At 68.3% G+C, this 14,527-nt stretch carries 15 protein-coding genes; 9 read left to right on the top strand and 6 right to left on the bottom strand.

All coding sequences use genetic code 11. The annotated features are described in order from the left end of the window. Positions 1-46 precede the first annotated feature (46 nt). Positions 47-1,354, bottom strand: coding sequence for a flagellar hook protein FlgE (locus tag J7495_RS11470; RefSeq protein ID WP_294056636.1), 1,308 nt, complete (start codon positions 1,352-1,354; stop codon positions 47-49). A gap of 249 nt (positions 1,355-1,603) precedes the next feature. On the opposite strand from J7495_RS11470, the gene J7495_RS11475 reads away from it, so the two are divergent. The 7 genes from J7495_RS11475 to J7495_RS11505 all read left to right on the top strand — a co-directional run bounded on the left by J7495_RS11475 (position 1,604) and on the right by J7495_RS11505 (position 8,060). Next, entirely contained in the window at positions 1,604-1,996 is a 393-nt protein-coding gene (locus J7495_RS11475; protein WP_294056637.1) for a flagellar biosynthesis repressor FlbT, read from the top strand. A gap of 13 nt (positions 1,997-2,009) precedes the next feature. Then, complete coding sequence (gene fliI, locus J7495_RS11480) at positions 2,010-3,335, top strand: flagellar protein export ATPase FliI (RefSeq protein ID WP_294056638.1); 1,326 nt, start codon at positions 2,010-2,012, stop codon at positions 3,333-3,335. Further along, entirely contained in the window at positions 3,332-3,766 is a 435-nt protein-coding gene (locus J7495_RS11485; protein WP_294056639.1) for a hypothetical protein, read from the top strand. The genes fliI and J7495_RS11485 overlap by 4 nt, the downstream gene beginning before the upstream one ends. Beyond that, positions 3,763-4,836: a peptidoglycan-binding protein gene (locus tag J7495_RS11490; protein WP_294056640.1), complete on the top strand. Its 1,074-nt coding sequence runs from the start codon at positions 3,763-3,765 to the stop codon at positions 4,834-4,836. The genes J7495_RS11485 and J7495_RS11490 overlap by 4 nt, the downstream gene beginning before the upstream one ends. Positions 4,837-5,090: 254 nt before the next feature. Further along, positions 5,091-6,161, top strand: a complete 1,071-nt coding sequence (locus J7495_RS11495; protein ID WP_294056641.1) for a sigma factor-like helix-turn-helix DNA-binding protein — start codon at positions 5,091-5,093, stop codon at positions 6,159-6,161. Between the two features lie 25 nt (positions 6,162-6,186). Continuing rightward, the gene (locus J7495_RS11500) at positions 6,187-6,690 is read left to right on the top strand and encodes a hypothetical protein (protein ID WP_294056642.1); all 504 of its coding nucleotides are present in this window, start codon (positions 6,187-6,189) and stop codon (positions 6,688-6,690) included. Between the two features lie 266 nt (positions 6,691-6,956). Continuing rightward, the gene (locus tag J7495_RS11505) at positions 6,957-8,060 is read left to right on the top strand and encodes a helix-turn-helix transcriptional regulator (protein WP_294056643.1); all 1,104 of its coding nucleotides are present in this window, start codon (positions 6,957-6,959) and stop codon (positions 8,058-8,060) included. 127 nt (positions 8,061-8,187) lie between these two features. Here J7495_RS11505 and mtgA read toward each other — a convergent pair whose 3' ends face one another. From mtgA to J7495_RS11525, 4 genes are all read right to left on the bottom strand, one after another. Further along, positions 8,188-8,862, bottom strand: coding sequence for a monofunctional biosynthetic peptidoglycan transglycosylase (gene mtgA / locus J7495_RS11510; protein WP_294056675.1), 675 nt, complete (start codon positions 8,860-8,862; stop codon positions 8,188-8,190). A 401-nt stretch (positions 8,863-9,263) separates the two neighbouring features. Beyond that, positions 9,264-9,833, bottom strand: coding sequence for a hypothetical protein (locus J7495_RS11515; RefSeq protein ID WP_294056644.1), 570 nt, complete (start codon positions 9,831-9,833; stop codon positions 9,264-9,266). A gap of 284 nt (positions 9,834-10,117) precedes the next feature. Then, on the bottom strand, positions 10,118-11,023 hold the full coding sequence (gene rpoH, locus J7495_RS11520) for an RNA polymerase sigma factor RpoH (RefSeq protein WP_294056645.1): 906 nt from the start codon (positions 11,021-11,023) through the stop codon (positions 10,118-10,120). A 69-nt stretch (positions 11,024-11,092) separates the two neighbouring features. Further along, a complete protein-coding gene (locus J7495_RS11525; protein ID WP_294056646.1) occupies positions 11,093-12,055 on the bottom strand; it encodes an RluA family pseudouridine synthase in 963 nt (320 codons plus the stop codon). Between the two features lie 19 nt (positions 12,056-12,074). Between J7495_RS11525 and J7495_RS11530 the strand changes: the two genes are divergently transcribed. Both J7495_RS11530 and J7495_RS11535 read left to right on the top strand, forming a co-directional pair. Continuing rightward, a complete protein-coding gene (locus J7495_RS11530) occupies positions 12,075-12,473 on the top strand; it encodes a M67 family metallopeptidase (RefSeq protein WP_294056647.1) in 399 nt (132 codons plus the stop codon). 506 nt (positions 12,474-12,979) lie between these two features. Continuing rightward, positions 12,980-14,092: an ATP-binding protein gene (locus J7495_RS11535; protein ID WP_294056648.1), complete on the top strand. Its 1,113-nt coding sequence runs from the start codon at positions 12,980-12,982 to the stop codon at positions 14,090-14,092. Between the two features lie 75 nt (positions 14,093-14,167). Here the strand turns inward: J7495_RS11535 and J7495_RS11540 are convergent, their stop codons facing one another. Continuing rightward, positions 14,168-14,440 carry a hypothetical protein gene (locus J7495_RS11540; protein ID WP_294056649.1) on the bottom strand — a complete coding sequence of 91 codons (273 nt, stop codon included), beginning with the start codon at positions 14,438-14,440 and terminating at the stop codon, positions 14,168-14,170. Positions 14,441-14,527: the final 87 nt, after the last annotated feature.

The following is a 14,527-nucleotide window of genomic DNA, read 5'->3' on the forward strand; positions in this document are numbered from 1 at the left end:
CGGTCCCGTACCCCTTGCTTCCGTTCTTACGCCGTCATCGTCGAGATCAGCGCTTCAGATCGCTGACTTCGCGCAGCATGTCGTCCACCGTGGTGATGATCTTCGACGAGGCGCTGTAGGCGCGCTGGAAGCGGATCATGTTGGTGAACTCGCCGGCGAGGTCGACCGTCGACGCCTCGAGCGAATTGGCGGCGATGCTGCCCGCACCCAGCGCGCCCGGCGGGTTCAGCGTCATGCTGCCCGAGGACTGGCTGGACGAGTAGCTGTTGCCGGAGAGGCGGGTAAGGCCGTCGGGGTTCTGGCAAGTCGCGATCGGCAGCTGGTAGACCGCGCGAGTCGAACCGTCGTCGAAGATCGCGTTGACGCGGCCGGTCTTGGTGATCTCGACCGACGAGAGGTTGCCGAGCATGCCGCCGTCGACGTTCGACGAGATCAGCGCGCTCTCGCTGCCGAACTGGGTGACGCCGTCGATGCCGTCGTCCGAGCCCATGGCGAGGTTGATCGGAACCGACGCCGCGTTGTTCGTCCACGCCGGGGTCAGCGGGTTGAACAGCGCCGCGGTCGAGCCGGCCTTGTCGAGGCTGCCGTCGGGGTTGAACTTGAGCGTGCCGCTGGCGAGCAGGCCGCCGGTGGCGGTCACGTCGCTGGCGGGAGTCGCGTAGATTTCGGTCGACCAGCTGTTCGCACCCGTCTTGAGGTACGACATGGTGATCCGGTGCGAGCTGCCCTGCGCGTCATAGACGTCGAACGAGCGGCTGAAGTTCGGATCCACCGCGCCCGAGGCCATGTCGCCGGCCGTGTAGGCGGGCGTGCCGCTGTAGGTCGTTTCCGACGACTTGAGGTTGGCGCGCACCTGGATGCGCGTCGTGGGCGAGGCCGTGCCGGTCAGGTCGCTCAGGCGCACGGGCTCGAGCTGGTTGAGGTTGCCGGTGTTGGTGTAGTTGCCCGAATTGTCGAGGCGCCAGCCGTAGAGGTAGAGGCCCGCGGCGTTGCGCAGATAGCCTTCCTGGTCGGGCTTGAAATTGCCCGCGCGGGTGTAGGCGACGTCACCGTTGCCGCCCGGGAGGGTGCGAGTCACGAAGAAGCCGCCGCCGTCGATCGCGAGGTCGGTGTTCGAGGACGAAGCCTGGAGCAGGCCCTGGCGCGCGATCTGCGACACCGAGACGGCGCGCACGCCGCCGGCCGAATAGGAGCCGCCGGCGTTGCCGTCGGTCACGAGGGTGGCGAACTGGGCCTCGGTGCCCTTGTAGCCGACCGTGTTGATGTTGGTGATGTTGTCGGCGACCGTCGCCATTGCGCTCGCATGCGCGTTCAGACCGGACACGCCGGCATAGAGAGCGGAATAAAGGCTCAAGGCTGCTACTCCAAAGGGGCCCCGCGGCGATCCGCGAAGCTATCCCTTGCATTGTAGGAGGCGCGCCAACCCGGCCCAACTTGGATCAGGAAAACTACGGGGCCGGAATTAGTTTGGCGTGATTCCCGTGCCTTCCCAAACCCCAGCCGTGGTGTGAGCAGCGACGAACCCGGCAATTTTTGCCCAGTCGGCACATTCTGCCCGTGCGGCCTTCTATAATGCGTGAAAGTGCAACGAAAGGTTCGTTCCATGCTCCGCATTACCCTTCGCGACGGCGAGAAGGCGATCGTCAACGGTGCCGTGCTCCGCGCCGTCGGCCGCACGCAGATCCTCGTCGAGAACAAGGTCTCGATCCTGCGCGGGCGCGAGATCATGCGCCCCGAAGAGGCCACCTCGCCTGCGCGCCAGCTCTATTTCTCGACCATGCTCGCCTATATCGATCCGGCCGGCCGCGATGCGCACCAGGAGCGCGTCGTCGCGCTGCTCGGAGCGCTCGTTGGGGGTCTTGCCGACCCCGAGGCGAAGGCGAGCTGCATCCAGTTCGCGACGAACATCGCGCACGGCGACTATTACCGCGCCCTCGCGGACGCGCGCGCGATCATCGCGCAGGAAGAAGCCGCCGGCGAAGTCCAGGCGGCCTGAGGGAGCAGCTCCCGTGCAGACGCTCGAGAGCGCCGCGCGTGCGATCCGCACGATGCCCGCCGACCGCCGCTTCGGTCGTGTCGTCGCCGTCCGCGGCGGCGTGATCGAAGTCGAGGGGCTGATGGGCGCCGCGCAGATCGGCAGCCGCGTCGACATCGTCACCGGCGACAATCGCGTGCTCTGCGAAGTCGCGGCGCTCGACCGCGAAGTCGCGCTCTGCCTGCCGCTCACCGACCCCTATGGCATCGGCCTCGGCGCGACCGCCGAGCTGGGCGCCGGCGCGCTCGTCGTGCGCCCCAGCCAGGCGTGGCTCGGCCGGATGGTCGACGGCCTGGGCAATCCGATCGACGGGCTCGGCCCGCTTCCCAACGGCGCGAGCCACTGCCTGATCAAGGCGCCCCCGCCCGCCGCCGCCAACCGCGCGCGCGTCGCCGAGCGCGTCGAGACCAGCGTGCGCACGCTCGACCTGTTCGTGCCGCTGTGCCGCGGCCAGCGGCTCGGCCTGTTCGCCGGCTCGGGCGTCGGCAAGTCCGTCCTGCTCTCGATGCTCGCGCGCTGGACCGACTGCGACGTCGCAGTGATCGGCCTGATCGGCGAGCGCGGCCGCGAGGTCCAGGAATTCATCGAGGACGACCTGGGGCCCGAGGGCATGGCGCGCTCGGTCGTGGTCGTCGCCACATCGGACGAGCCTGCGCTGATGCGCCGCCAGGCCGCCTGGACCACCATGGCGATCGCCGAGCATTTCCGCGACCAGGGGCTCAACGTCCTCTGCCTGATGGACTCGGTCACGCGCTTCGCGATGGCGCAGCGCGAGATCGGCCTCGCCGCGGGCGAACCGCCGGCGACCAAGGGCTATACCCCCACCGTCTTCGCCGAGCTGCCCCGGCTGCTCGAGCGCGCCGGACCCGGCCTGCCCGGCCAGGGCATGATCACCGGCCTCTTCACCGTGCTTGTCGACGGCGACGACCACAATGAGCCCGTCGCCGACGCGGTGCGCGGCATCCTCGACGGCCACGTCGTGATGCGCCGCGCTATCGCCGAGCGCGGCCGCTATCCCGCGATCGACATCCTGAAGTCGGTCTCGCGGACGCTGCCGCATTGCATGGACGACGAACAGAACCGGATCCGCCTCGCCGCGCGCAAGCTGCTCGCGACCTATGCGGACATGGAGGAGATGGTCCGTCTCGGCGCCTACAAGGCCGGGTCGAACCCGGAAGTCGATCGCGCGGTGGCACTCGCGCCGCAGATCGAGCTTCTGCTGAACCAAGGGAAGGACGACCGCGGGAGTGCTGACGCAGCCTTCGCCGCGCTCGCCGAAATCGTGGAGACAGTTGAATGACGACGACGCCTTACGACACCGCGCTGCGCATCGAACGCCGTGAGCTCGATGCGATCAAGCTGTCGATCAGCGTCGAAGTCGAGCTGCTCCGCCAGTTCGAGGACACGCATGCCACGCTGCTCGATTCGATGAAGCGCGAGCGCGCCGTCGCGTCGGCCACCGGGCTTCCCGGCGACGGCTGGGCGACGCGGATGCGCTCGCGCCGCGGCGAGCTCGAGGCGGCTGCGCGGATGAGCCGCGACCGGCTCGCGGCGCTGCGCGAGAACGCGACCGAGGCCTATGGCAAGGTCCGCGCGATCGAGACCGCCGCCGAAACCTGGCAGGAAGAGGCCGAACGCGCCGCCTCGGTCGCCGAACAGGCGCAGATCGACGACATCTCGGGCGCGCGCATCATCGCCAAGCGCCGGCGTGAACCGGAGCGGACTGCGTGATCGACCGCCAGACCCTCGCGACCGGCCTCGCCCACCTCACGCCGCAGAAGCGCGCCGAGCTCATCTATGCGCAAGCGCGCAGCGAGCTCAACACGCGCCTGTGGCGCGCCGCGCTCGGCGATGTCGACGGCGGCGACAAGGAGCGTTCGCCGCTCGGCCAGGGGGGCCTGTCGACCGAATCGCTGCTCAGCCTGATCTCGGGCCAGGGCGGCGTCGGCGCGGCCGCCTGCCCGTGCGGCTGCGGGGCCGACTGCCCGTGCCATCGCGGCGCACACGTCGCGGGCGACGTCGATGCCTTCGATCCGGTCGGCGCCGTCGCCGGCACGTCTTCAGGCGATGACCCGGTCCTCAACGCGGCGCGCAGCATCGCGGGGCTCAGCACGGCGACCGCCGACGGCACCGACACGACCGCTGGCGATGCCGCCGGGCTCGCGCTCGGAGTCAACTCGCGCTTCTCGGGCGTGCTCGCCCAGGCAGGCGAGCGCTCGGGCATTCCCTCGAACGTCATCGCCGCGATCGTCGACGCCGAGGCCGGGAAGCATGGCGACGGCAGCTGGAACATGACCTCGCGCAACCCACGCTCGAGCGCCGCCGGGCTCGGCCAGTTCCTCAGCGGCACCTGGGTCGACATGGCCCAGCGCGACGGCACCTGGCTCAACGACGTCGCCAAGGCCAAGGGCTGGCTCGACGCCAGCGGCCGCGTCACCTCGGCGGCGCGCACCGACCTGCTCGCGCTGCGCTATGACGCGCGCGCTTCGATCGAGACCGTGGCGGACTATGCCAAGGGCAACCTCGACCGGCTCGAGCGCGCTGGCTTCAGCGTCCGTTCGAACCCCGAGACGCTCGCCAAGGCCGCCTATCTCAGCCACCACCTCGGCCTGGGCGACACCCAGCGTTTCCTGGGCGGCGGCATCGACGCGGGCCGCGCGCGCACGCTGCTGGTCGCGCAGATCGGCTCGTCGGCAGCGAATGAACGAATCGCCCAGGCCGGAAATGCGACCCGGGCGCACCGCGAATGGTTAATCGGCTACATCAACCGGCGCATCCAGCCGGGACAATTTAACGGCTGATTCCGAGAGAGAATCATAATTCCCTCCAACATTCGTGGTTAAACTACGCGTCCGGGTTTGCCCTGAGCGCTCACCTATCCTATTATGCTCACAAGGCATTTCCCTCAGGCGATTCCCCCTCCGCCAGGCCCGAAATGTTATAGGATAGGTAATTATACCTATATCCAGGATTAGCTTTCGTTAGAGCCCCCCGCCCTACTTCGAGGGCGTCCGAGGCGCGGTTGTCCCGCGCTTCCGAATGCAGGGGGAATTGCATGTCGAAGATCACCGCCGCTCTCGAAACCGCCGTCGCCACGGTGATCGAGAACAGCCCCAAGGACCGCGCGCAGACCAATCGGGAGCGCGTCTACGTCGACCGCGCCTTCGCGCAGATCCTCAAGCTGATCGCCCCGCGCATCCGCCACTTCATCCGCCAGTACGGCCTCACGGGTCATTGGGAAGACGCCGAGCAGTGCTGCGGCATCGCCGTCCACCGCGCCATCCAGGCCTATGAGCCCGCCAAGGCGCAGTTCACCACCTTCGTGAACTGGCAGATCCGCGGAGAGCTGCAGAGCCTCCGCTTCCGCCTGATGACCGATCAGCGCCCCTCGGCGAAGAAGGTCGAGGCGACCACCGTTTCGCTCTCGGGCCTCTCGGTCAACATCGACGGCGAGGACATCTCGCCCGAGCTGCTGATCGCCGACGAGGACGCCGTCGAGCGCACCGAGGCCGCGGCTTCGGATTATCTCGCCGAGGGCGCGATCGAGCAGCTGATCGACGCCTATGTCGACCACCTCCGCAAGGTCGGCATCGAGCAGATCAAGCGCCGCCCCCGCCCGAAGCGCGAAGAGGCCAAGCTGCGCCGCGAGGCCGCGCGCCTCAACATCGCCACCCACGGCATCGACCCCGCCGAACTCGAGAAGCTCGAGGCCAAGCTGTCGCGCGACCGCGAGATCGTCGCCCGCCGCGTGTTCCAGACCGCCACGCTCGACGACCTGTCGCTCGAGACCTCGGTCACCAAGGAGCGTGTCCGCCAGATCACCAAGCGCGCCGCCAAGACGATCGCCGAGATCACCGCCGCCGATCCGCGCTTTGCGGTGATGGCCGAGACCCTGCGCGAAGCCGCGCCGCGCAAGCCGATGATCGCCGAGCTGCCGGCCGCTACCGCGACCACCGCGCTGCTCCCCGATCCCAGCCTGCCGCATAATCGCCTGTCGACCGTTACGCGCGTCGCCCCGGAGCGAAAGCCGATCGAGGCGCCGGCCCAGGTCAAGATGCCCGAATTCGGCCTCGAAGCGCTGATGCTCCCCGTCGCCGCCCCGGCGCGCGACAGCCGCATCCACTGAGCCCATTTCGCGAGGGACCAGGCCCATGCGCAGCGAACATGCGACACCCCCGGGCGGCTCGCTTCCCGCGCCCCGCCCCAACCGCCGGCTGACCGCGCTCGCCAAAGCCGTCGCCGAGCGCTCGCGCCCGCTGCTACCTGCCCGCGCCGGGCTGATCCTCGGGATCGAAGCCGGCCCGGGCGACCAGATCGAGCTGATCTGGTGGCGCCGCGACTTCCGCGAAGCCGCGCGCATCTCGGCCTTCCCCGAAGGCTTCTGCGACGCCGAGACCGACGAGGGCGCGCTCCAGCGCGCCGGGTCGGAGCTGCTCGCCTATCTCGGCTGGCGCTGGCCGGCACCGCCTTCCCGGCTGGGCGTGGTGACCGACGGCACCGGCGTGGTCTTCGCCCCCGATCATCCCGCACCGAGCGCCGCCAACTGGCTGCTCCGCCACGCGGGCGGCTCCGGGCGGCTCTACGCGATCCTCCCGCTCAATCCGGTCGGCACCTGCGCAGTCTTGCAGGCCGGGAGCTCGACTTCGCTCCATTAACTCAAGTCAATACTGGCTCGGGGAGCGGTTCTTCCCCCTCCTGCTCCCCAATCCCCACCGCCCGCGGCCTGAACCATCAGGTCCGCGGGCGGACCAGTTTGCGCCATCTTCAAAACAAAATGCCGGTGCAGACCAGCGATTGATCGGATGGAAGTGCAGGGCGACCGGTTACTCAAGCGCGTGTTAGCGGACTTAATAAATGATTTACGCCGCACCCACGATTATCCTATAAGAATTGTTAACCAATTACTGTTCAGGATTGGCGCATGGGCGTACGTAAGGCAGGCAAGGCCGGAAGCAGCGCGAGCATGCTTGCGCGCCCGATTACTGCCGATCCGTTTCGCAGCATCGTTTTCCCCAATCGTCTTCGTGAGTTACGCCGCCGCCAGGGCTTTTCGAAGCTCTTGCCCTTCGCCTCGGCGGTCCCCGATATTCCTTACATCCGTCTGTCGAAGATCGAGCGCGGCGAAGTTGTGGCGCGGCCCGAGGAAATAAGGCGCATCGCCGCGGCGCTCGGCCTGCCGCCGGCCTCGCTGCTTGTCGACATCGATGCGCCGGGCTTCGACCTGGCGCATTGGGCCGAACCGTTCCTCGACGGCAGCGCGGTCAATCCCGAGGAGGAGCGGTTCGCGGTGCTGCTCGGCGCGGCGCTGCGCGCGCGGCGGACCGAGAATGCCGCGCTCACCATCTCGGCGATCGAGCGCGACTATGGCCTGGCGCCGGTCAATCTCTCGCGCGTCGAGAATGCGCTCAAGCCGTTCGGCCGCTGGAGCACCCCCACCCAGCGCGCGCTCTTCGCGCTGTTCGGCGTGCCCGACGAAGCGGCACTGCGCCGCCAGGTCGAGGCCGCGCTCGCCGCGGGCGCGCTCGACGCCTATCTGCCGCAGATCGCCAACCCCGAGCACCGCCACGAGCGGACCCGCGCGCGGATCGCCGAGCTCGCCGCCGCGCTCGAGGGTGCGGTGCCGCTCGCCGCGCCCGACGCGCCGCCACCGCCGGTGGGCCCGGTCCGCATGGTACCGGTGATCGGCGCACCGCTCCCCGGCGGACTCATCGCCGAGACGCCCGCGACCGAACTGGTCGAGGCGCCCGCGCACGCCGGCCCCGCCGCCTTCGGCCTCCGCGTCTCGCGCGCTACCCTGGGCGGCGGCTTGCCCGCGCAATCGACGGTGATCTGCGACCCCGCGCGCTTCCCGGCACCCGGCGGCCTCGCGGTGTTGCGCGAGCCGGGCGGCTTCCGCCTGCTCGCCATCGCCTCGGGCCGCGACGGGCGGATGATCGGCTATTCGACCAACCCCGAGCATGAAGTGATGCTCGACGATTGCGACCCGAGCGCCGTCGCGGCGGTGGTCGCGGCAGTGTTCGTCTGAGGCGGTTTGGCCGATTGACTCAGTAACCGTCACCCCGGCGAAGTCGGGATTCAGAGTCAGGAGCGGGACGGCTTGCTGCCTTGGGTCCCGGCTTTCGCCGGGAGGACGATCTTTCGGTGGCGGTGGATCATCGCACGCAGCCATCCAGCCCGTCGCCCCGCACCGTGCCGATCCGCGCGGCGATGTTGTTGCCGTAGCGCGCGGTGAAGCCCTTGGGATCGATCCCGGCGCGCTTCTTGGGCAACGGCAGCACCGCGGCGATCTGCGCCGCCTCCCGGTTGCTCAGCCTCGACGCGTCATGCCCGAAATAGCGCTGCGAGCCCGCGTTGACGCCATAGGTGCCGATCCCCGTCTCTGCGACGTTGAGGTACATCTCCATGATCCGCCGCTTGCCCCAGATCGTCTCGATCAGCACGGTGAACCAGGCCTCGAGACCTTTTCGGAAATAGCCGCCGCCCTGCCAAAGGAAGACGTTCTTCGCGGTCTGCTGGCTGATCGTCGAGCCCCCGCGGATCTTCTTCCTGCCGGTCGAATTCCGCTCATAAGCCTGCTCGATCGCCTTGTAGTCGAAGCCCGAATGCGAGCAGAAGCGCGCGTCTTCGGCGGCGATCACGGCGCGGACCATCGAGGGATTGATCCGGTCGATCCCCATCCATTGCTTGGTGATGCTGTGGCCGCCGATCGCGTCGCCGATCATCGTGAAGGTCACCGGCGGGGCGACGAAGCGGTAGAGCGTCACCCAGAGCACCGAGCCGATCACGAAGACCAGCACCGCCTTGCCGGCCCAGATCGCGATGCGCAGCGGCCAGCCGCGGCGCTTCCTCGGAAGCGGCGGGGGCGCGGCGACGGGCGGCGGTGGCGGTGCGGGCCGCGGCGGCGGGGCGAAGCGGGGGCCGGTCTCGGCTGCGGGGCCGGTCGGCCAGCCCTCGGGCGCCGTGCGCTGGATCGGGGGAGCCGGGGGCGGGGGCGCCGCCTCGGGGTCGGGCGCGGGCCACATGAAGTCGGGCTCGAGCAGTTCCTGCGGCAGTTCAGGCGTTTCGGCGGGTGGCGGCACCTGCGGCGCTTCGACCGCTGGCGGCGGAGGCGGCTGAGGGTGTCCAGGCTCGCCGGGCGCCTTGTCATCGTCTTCGGGTCCGTCGCTCATGGCGAGACGGTTGCCGCAAGCCGCGCCGCCGGGCAATCCTCAGCGTGCAGTGCAGCGTATCATTCCGGGGCCGGCGGTGGGTCCGCCAACGGTTCGGGGGGCGCGATCGCATCGGCGAGCGACTTGCGCACCGCGGCGTCGCGCCCCTGGAGCACAAGGATCGCCATCACCGCGGCGAGCGCGAGCATCGCCAGCGTCAGCCAGAAGCCGAAATGCCAGTCGATGCGGATCACGCTGGCGTCGATCGTGTCGCTCTGGCCGCTGTGCCGCGCCTGGGCGATCAGCGCGTCGCGGCCGTAGCGCCAGGTCCCGGTCCAGATCAGCGCGAGCGCCGAGAGCGACGTGATCAGCACGCCGGCGACCGCGATCCGTGCCCGCGGCAGGCACGCGATCACCAGCCCGACGACCATCGCGGCGAGTGCGGCGATCAGCCAGATATTGATCTCGGCGCCCTCGCCGGCGCGCGAGGCGCTGGGCCCGAGCCGCGGCACGACGGCCTTGAAGCGCCCGAAGGCGAGGCCCCAGCCGCTCGCCTCGACCAGCGGCGTCGAACCGCAGGAGACCGTCATCCACGGCAGGCAGAAGGCGATCAGCGCCACGGCCTTGGGAAGCTTGATCCACGCCCACATCGGTGTGTCTCCCTCGCCGGAGAGCCTAGCGAGCGCGCTGCCGAGTGTCCAACCCAACCCACCTATTGGCCTCTCCCGCTTCCGCGGGGGAGGGTTGGGTGAGAGTTCTTCTTTTTTCAAATCACGCGGAGGCGCGAAGGCGCGGAGATTGATAACCTCCGCGTCTCCGCGCCTCCGCGTGAATCAAAAAGGGAGCCTCTCGGCCCCCAAGAAGAACAAGAAGAAGCCCCTCACCCAACCCTCTCCCGCGAAAGCGGGAGAGGGCTAAGTAAGAGCGAGAAGGTTCAATGCTGGACCAGCAGCCGCTTCTCGCCTGCCAGCCGCATCATTGCCTTCTGCAGCTTCTCGAACGCGCGCACCTCGATCTGGCGGACGCGCTCGCGCGACACGCCATAGACCTGGCTCAACTCCTCGAGCGTCTTCGGGTCATCCGTCAGGCGGCGCTCGGTGAGGATGTGCTTCTCGCGCTCGTTGAGATCGTCCATCGCCGAGACGAGCATGTCGTGGCGGACGTCGGCTTCCTGTGCCTCGGCCACTGCCTCGTCCTGCAGCGGACCGTCGTCCTGCAGCCAATCCTGCCACTGGCCCTCGCCGTCCTCGCGGAGCGGCACGTTGAGCGAAGTGTCGCCGCCCAGCGCCATGCGCCGGTTCATGCTCACCACTTCGTCCTCGGTCACGCCCAGGTCGGTCGCGATCTTCTGGACGTGCTCGGGCGACAGGTCGCCGTCCTCGAACGCGTCGAGCTTGGCCTTCATCCGGCGCAGGTTGAAGAACAGCTTCTTCTGCGCCGCGGTGGTGCCCATCTTCACGAGCGACCAGCTGCGCAGGATGAATTCCTGGATCGAGGCGCGGATCCACCACATCGCATAGGTCGCGAGCCGGAAGCCGCGATCGGCCTCGAACTTCTTCACGCCCTGCATGAGGCCGATATTGCCTTCCGAGATCAGCTCCGAGACGGGCAGGCCATAGCCGCGATAGCCCATCGCGATCTTGGCGACGAGGCGGAGGTGCGACGTGACCAGCTGCGCGGCCGCCTCGGTGTCGCCATGCTCCTGAAAGCGCTTGGCGAGCATATATTCCTGCTCGGGGCTGAGGATCGGGAACTTCTTGATCTCGGACAGATAGCGATTCAGGCTCGCCTCACCGCCGAGGGCGGGGATCGTCGCGGGGACGTTGCTGCGGCTAGCCATGATCATTTCTCCCTTTCACACGGGCAGTCCCAGGCCCCCTGCATAGGCGAGCCGGCACGTGCACCCAATTCATACGATGAGTCTATTGAACAGTTCCTGCATGTCGGCAGGCATTTCGCTATCGAACGCCAAAGCGTTACTATTCACGGGGTGAATGAACCCCAGCCGCGCTGCGTGCAAGGCTTGGCGTTTGAAATTCAAGGTTTCCAAAATCTGTCGATGCACACTGCGCGCTCGCCCATAGACCGGGTCGCCGAGCAATGGATGCCCGATCGAGGCCATGTGGACGCGCACCTGGTGCGTGCGCCCGGTCTCGAGCCTGCATTCCGCCAGCGCCGCCTCGCGAAGCTCGCCGATCCGGGTCTTGCGCGTCCAGTGAGTGACCGCGCGCTTGCCCTTGCCTTCGCCCACGATCGCGATCTTCTTGCGGTTCGACGAGGAGCGCGCGAGCGGGGCATCGATCGTGCCCGCGGCTTCCCGCGGCGACCCCGCGACGATCGCCAGATAGCGGCGGTCGATCGAGTGATCCTTGAACTGCTTCGCCAGCCCCTCGTGCGCCTTGTCGCTCTTGGCGGCGACGATCAGCCCCGAGGTATCCTTGTCGATCCGGTGGACGATCCCCGGCCGCGCCACGCCGCCGATCCCGGACAGCTGCCCTGCGCAATGGTGGAGCAGCGCGTTGACCAGCGTTCCGTCGAGGTTGCCCGCGGCGGGGTGGACGACCAGCCCGGCGGGCTTGTCGACCACGATCAGATGCTCGTCCTCGAACACCACGTCGAGCGCGATGTCCTGCGCCTCGTTCTCCGCCGGCGCCGCTTCGGGCACGGTGACGGTGAACAGTGCGCCGGCCTGGACCTTGCGCGCCGGATCGCGCGCCGGGCCTTCGGGTCCGGAGACCTGGCCGGCGGTCATCAGCGCCTTCAGCCGCTCGCGCGACAAGGCCGGAACGGCGTCCGCAAGGGCCTTGTCGAGCCGCCAGCCATCGGCGCCCTCCGCGATCCTTGCTTCGATGATGGAAACCCCCCGGCTCATTCTGTACCGATAGATAGGTATGGGGTACGCAGTTTCAAGGATCGCGCTCGAAACGATCGAGGCGGAAGCGCGCCTGGCCGCGCCGCGCGAGGCGTGTGGGCTGCTGCTCGGCACGGGCGATATGATCGAAGTGGCTGAAGTTGCGCGGAATGTCGCTCCGGACCCGCTGCGGCACTTCGAGATCGACCCCGCCGCCTTGTTCGCCGCCCTGCGCGCAGAACGGGCGGGCGGGCGCCGGCTGATCGGCTATTGGCACTCGCATCCGAGCGGCGATGCCGAGCCGTCGGACACCGACCGCGCGATGGCCGCGCCAGACGGGAAGCTGTGGCTGATCCTGGGTGGCGGGCGAATTACGGGGTGGCGGGTGGAGGCTGCGGGGTTCGTGGCGGTGGCGTTGACGGTCGCCGACGAAGCTTGAACGCCGCCCCATACCCTCCAGCGGGGGAGAGGGCGGGTACCCGATTTCGAATGATTCCCCCTCTCAATCCAAGAGTTTGTTCCGGATTGGCTTGATCCATATTGGAGAGAGTTGACGCCGGCCCCAAGCGGATGCCAAACAGGTTTTGCGAGGGGTGAATCGCAAAATAACCGAGGCTCCACCGTCGCCGGCGAGACACCGGCGACGATCGCTAATTATTGGGTCGCATATGGACATTTTGCCAGCGCGAGGCGGCGCAGGCGTATCCCTATGCGGTTCGCAGAGAGGGGTGCGCGTCGACGTGGTTCGGGGGACGATAAAGGCTGTTTCCGGGCGCTCGAGGGGGTGTCGATCCGGTTCGTTCAGAGGCAGCGGATCATGCCGCTGCGGTTCACCCGGCGCTCGGCGCTGACTCGGCCGGCCGTGCGGATCCTCGCTCCAGCATCGCCCTTCTCACCAACCCATTTCGTTCGCGGGCGCGCCGGCGCTCCGCCCGGGGCCCGGCCTTGATCCCGCCCGGAGTCATCCGCCGGCTGCTCCTCGTCGAGGACAATCCCGGCGATGCCGAGCTGATCGCCGACGTCCTCGCCGCGGCGGGCAGCGGCATGCAGGTCACGCATGTGCCTCGGCTCGCCGATGCGCGTGCCGCGCTCCACGGCGGCCAGTTCGATGCGGTGCTGCTTGACCTCCACTTGCCCGATGGTGAAGGCGTCGAGTCCGTCAAGCGCCTGCGCGTCGACCGCCCCGACGTGCCGATCCTGGTGATGACCGGCGCCGACAATGAAGCGCTCGCGCTCGACTGCATCGCCGCGGGCGCGCAGACCTATATCGCCAAGGCCGAGATGGGCGGGGGCCAGCTCCGCCGCGCGATCGATTTCAGCGTCGTGCGTGCGCGCGAGGCCTCGGCCCAGCGTCGCGCCGACGCGCTGATGGTGCGGCTGCGCCATTCGCAGCGCTTCGACACGCTCGGTGCGCTTTCGGCGGGCATCGCGCACGACCTCAACAACACGCTCCAGCCGGTGTTCAACATCGTCCCCTGGCTCGAGACGATGGTGCACGACGAGCAGAGCCTGAAAGGGCTCGAGATGATCCGCTCGGCGGCGATGCGCGCCAAGGAGCTGGTCAAGGAGATCGTCGAGTTCAGCCGCGATGTGCCCCAGACACCCGAGCCGGTCCAGCTCGACGAACTGGTCGATGCCGTGCTGCCGATGCTTGGCGCCGGGCTGCCGATCGCGATCAAGCTGCACATCGAGACGGAGCCGGTGCCGCCGGTGCTCGCGAGCCGTAGCCAGCTCTATCAGGTGGTGCTCAACCTCGTGACCAACGCCGCGCGCGCGATCGGCAGCCGGCCGGGCGCGATCACCGTGCGCGTCGCGTTCGAGCGCGGCGACGTGATGCTCAGCGTCGAGGACGACGGCGAGGGGATCGACGAAGCGGTGAAGGCACGAATCTTCGAGCCTTTCTTCACCACGCACCCCAGCGGCGGCGGCACTGGGCTGGGGCTGGCGATCGTCAAGAGCATCGTCGAGGAATCGGGCGGCTGGATCGAAGTGTCGAGCCGCAAGGGCGAAGGCGCGCGGTTCGTGGTGCATTTGCCGGGCATGGCGGGGCAGGGTTGAACCCTTCATTCCCCAGCCGTCATCCCGACTCTCGCCAGGATGACGGTCGAATGGATCGGAGATTGGCGACCGAGCCTATTTCTTGTCGTCGCCCGTCACGGCATCGCCCGCCTTTTCGGCGGCCCTACCGACCTTGTCGGCACCCTTCTCCACGCTCTTGGCAGCGCTGCTGATCGCGTCGGTCTTGATCGCTTCGTTGCGGTTCTGGTTGAGCAGATAGACCCCGCCCAGCACCAGCGCGGCGAGCAGGATCAGCCCGATGAACAACATGCCGATTCCGCCGCCGCCGCCACGACGCTCGATGACAGTGGTATGCGGCTCGCCGCTCGTGACAACTTCGTCTGCCATGGAAACCTCCTCCTTTGGCCTCGGCGGCATCAACGGAGGAAAGGAGACGGTCGTTCCCATATTCCCGAATTCGTCATCCCGGCGAAA

The organism is Sphingomonas sp., from assembly GCF_017745215.1.
GTDB lineage: Bacteria > Pseudomonadota > Alphaproteobacteria > Sphingomonadales > Sphingomonadaceae > Sphingomonas.

Bases quoted from the DNA above. Each gene is read 5' to 3' on its own strand.
- J7495_RS11475 (WP_294056637.1), top strand. From the start codon at position 1,604: ATGCTCCGCATTACCCTTCGCGACGGCGAGAAGGCGATCGTCAACGGT.
- J7495_RS11485 (WP_294056639.1), top strand. From the start codon at position 3,332: ATGACGACGACGCCTTACGACACCGCGCTGCGCATCGAACGCCGTGAG.
- J7495_RS11495 (WP_294056641.1), top strand. From the start codon at position 5,091: ATGTCGAAGATCACCGCCGCTCTCGAAACCGCCGTCGCCACGGTGATC.
- J7495_RS11500 (WP_294056642.1), top strand. From the start codon at position 6,187: ATGCGCAGCGAACATGCGACACCCCCGGGCGGCTCGCTTCCCGCGCCC.
- J7495_RS11505 (WP_294056643.1), top strand. From the start codon at position 6,957: ATGGGCGTACGTAAGGCAGGCAAGGCCGGAAGCAGCGCGAGCATGCTT.
- J7495_RS11515 (WP_294056644.1), bottom strand. From the start codon at position 9,833: ATGTGGGCGTGGATCAAGCTTCCCAAGGCCGTGGCGCTGATCGCCTTC.
- rpoH (WP_294056645.1), bottom strand. From the start codon at position 11,023: ATGGCTAGCCGCAGCAACGTCCCCGCGACGATCCCCGCCCTCGGCGGT.
- J7495_RS11525 (WP_294056646.1), bottom strand. From the start codon at position 12,055: ATGAGCCGGGGGGTTTCCATCATCGAAGCAAGGATCGCGGAGGGCGCC.
- J7495_RS11530 (WP_294056647.1), top strand. From the start codon at position 12,075: ATGGGGTACGCAGTTTCAAGGATCGCGCTCGAAACGATCGAGGCGGAA.
- J7495_RS11540 (WP_294056649.1), bottom strand. From the start codon at position 14,440: ATGGCAGACGAAGTTGTCACGAGCGGCGAGCCGCATACCACTGTCATC.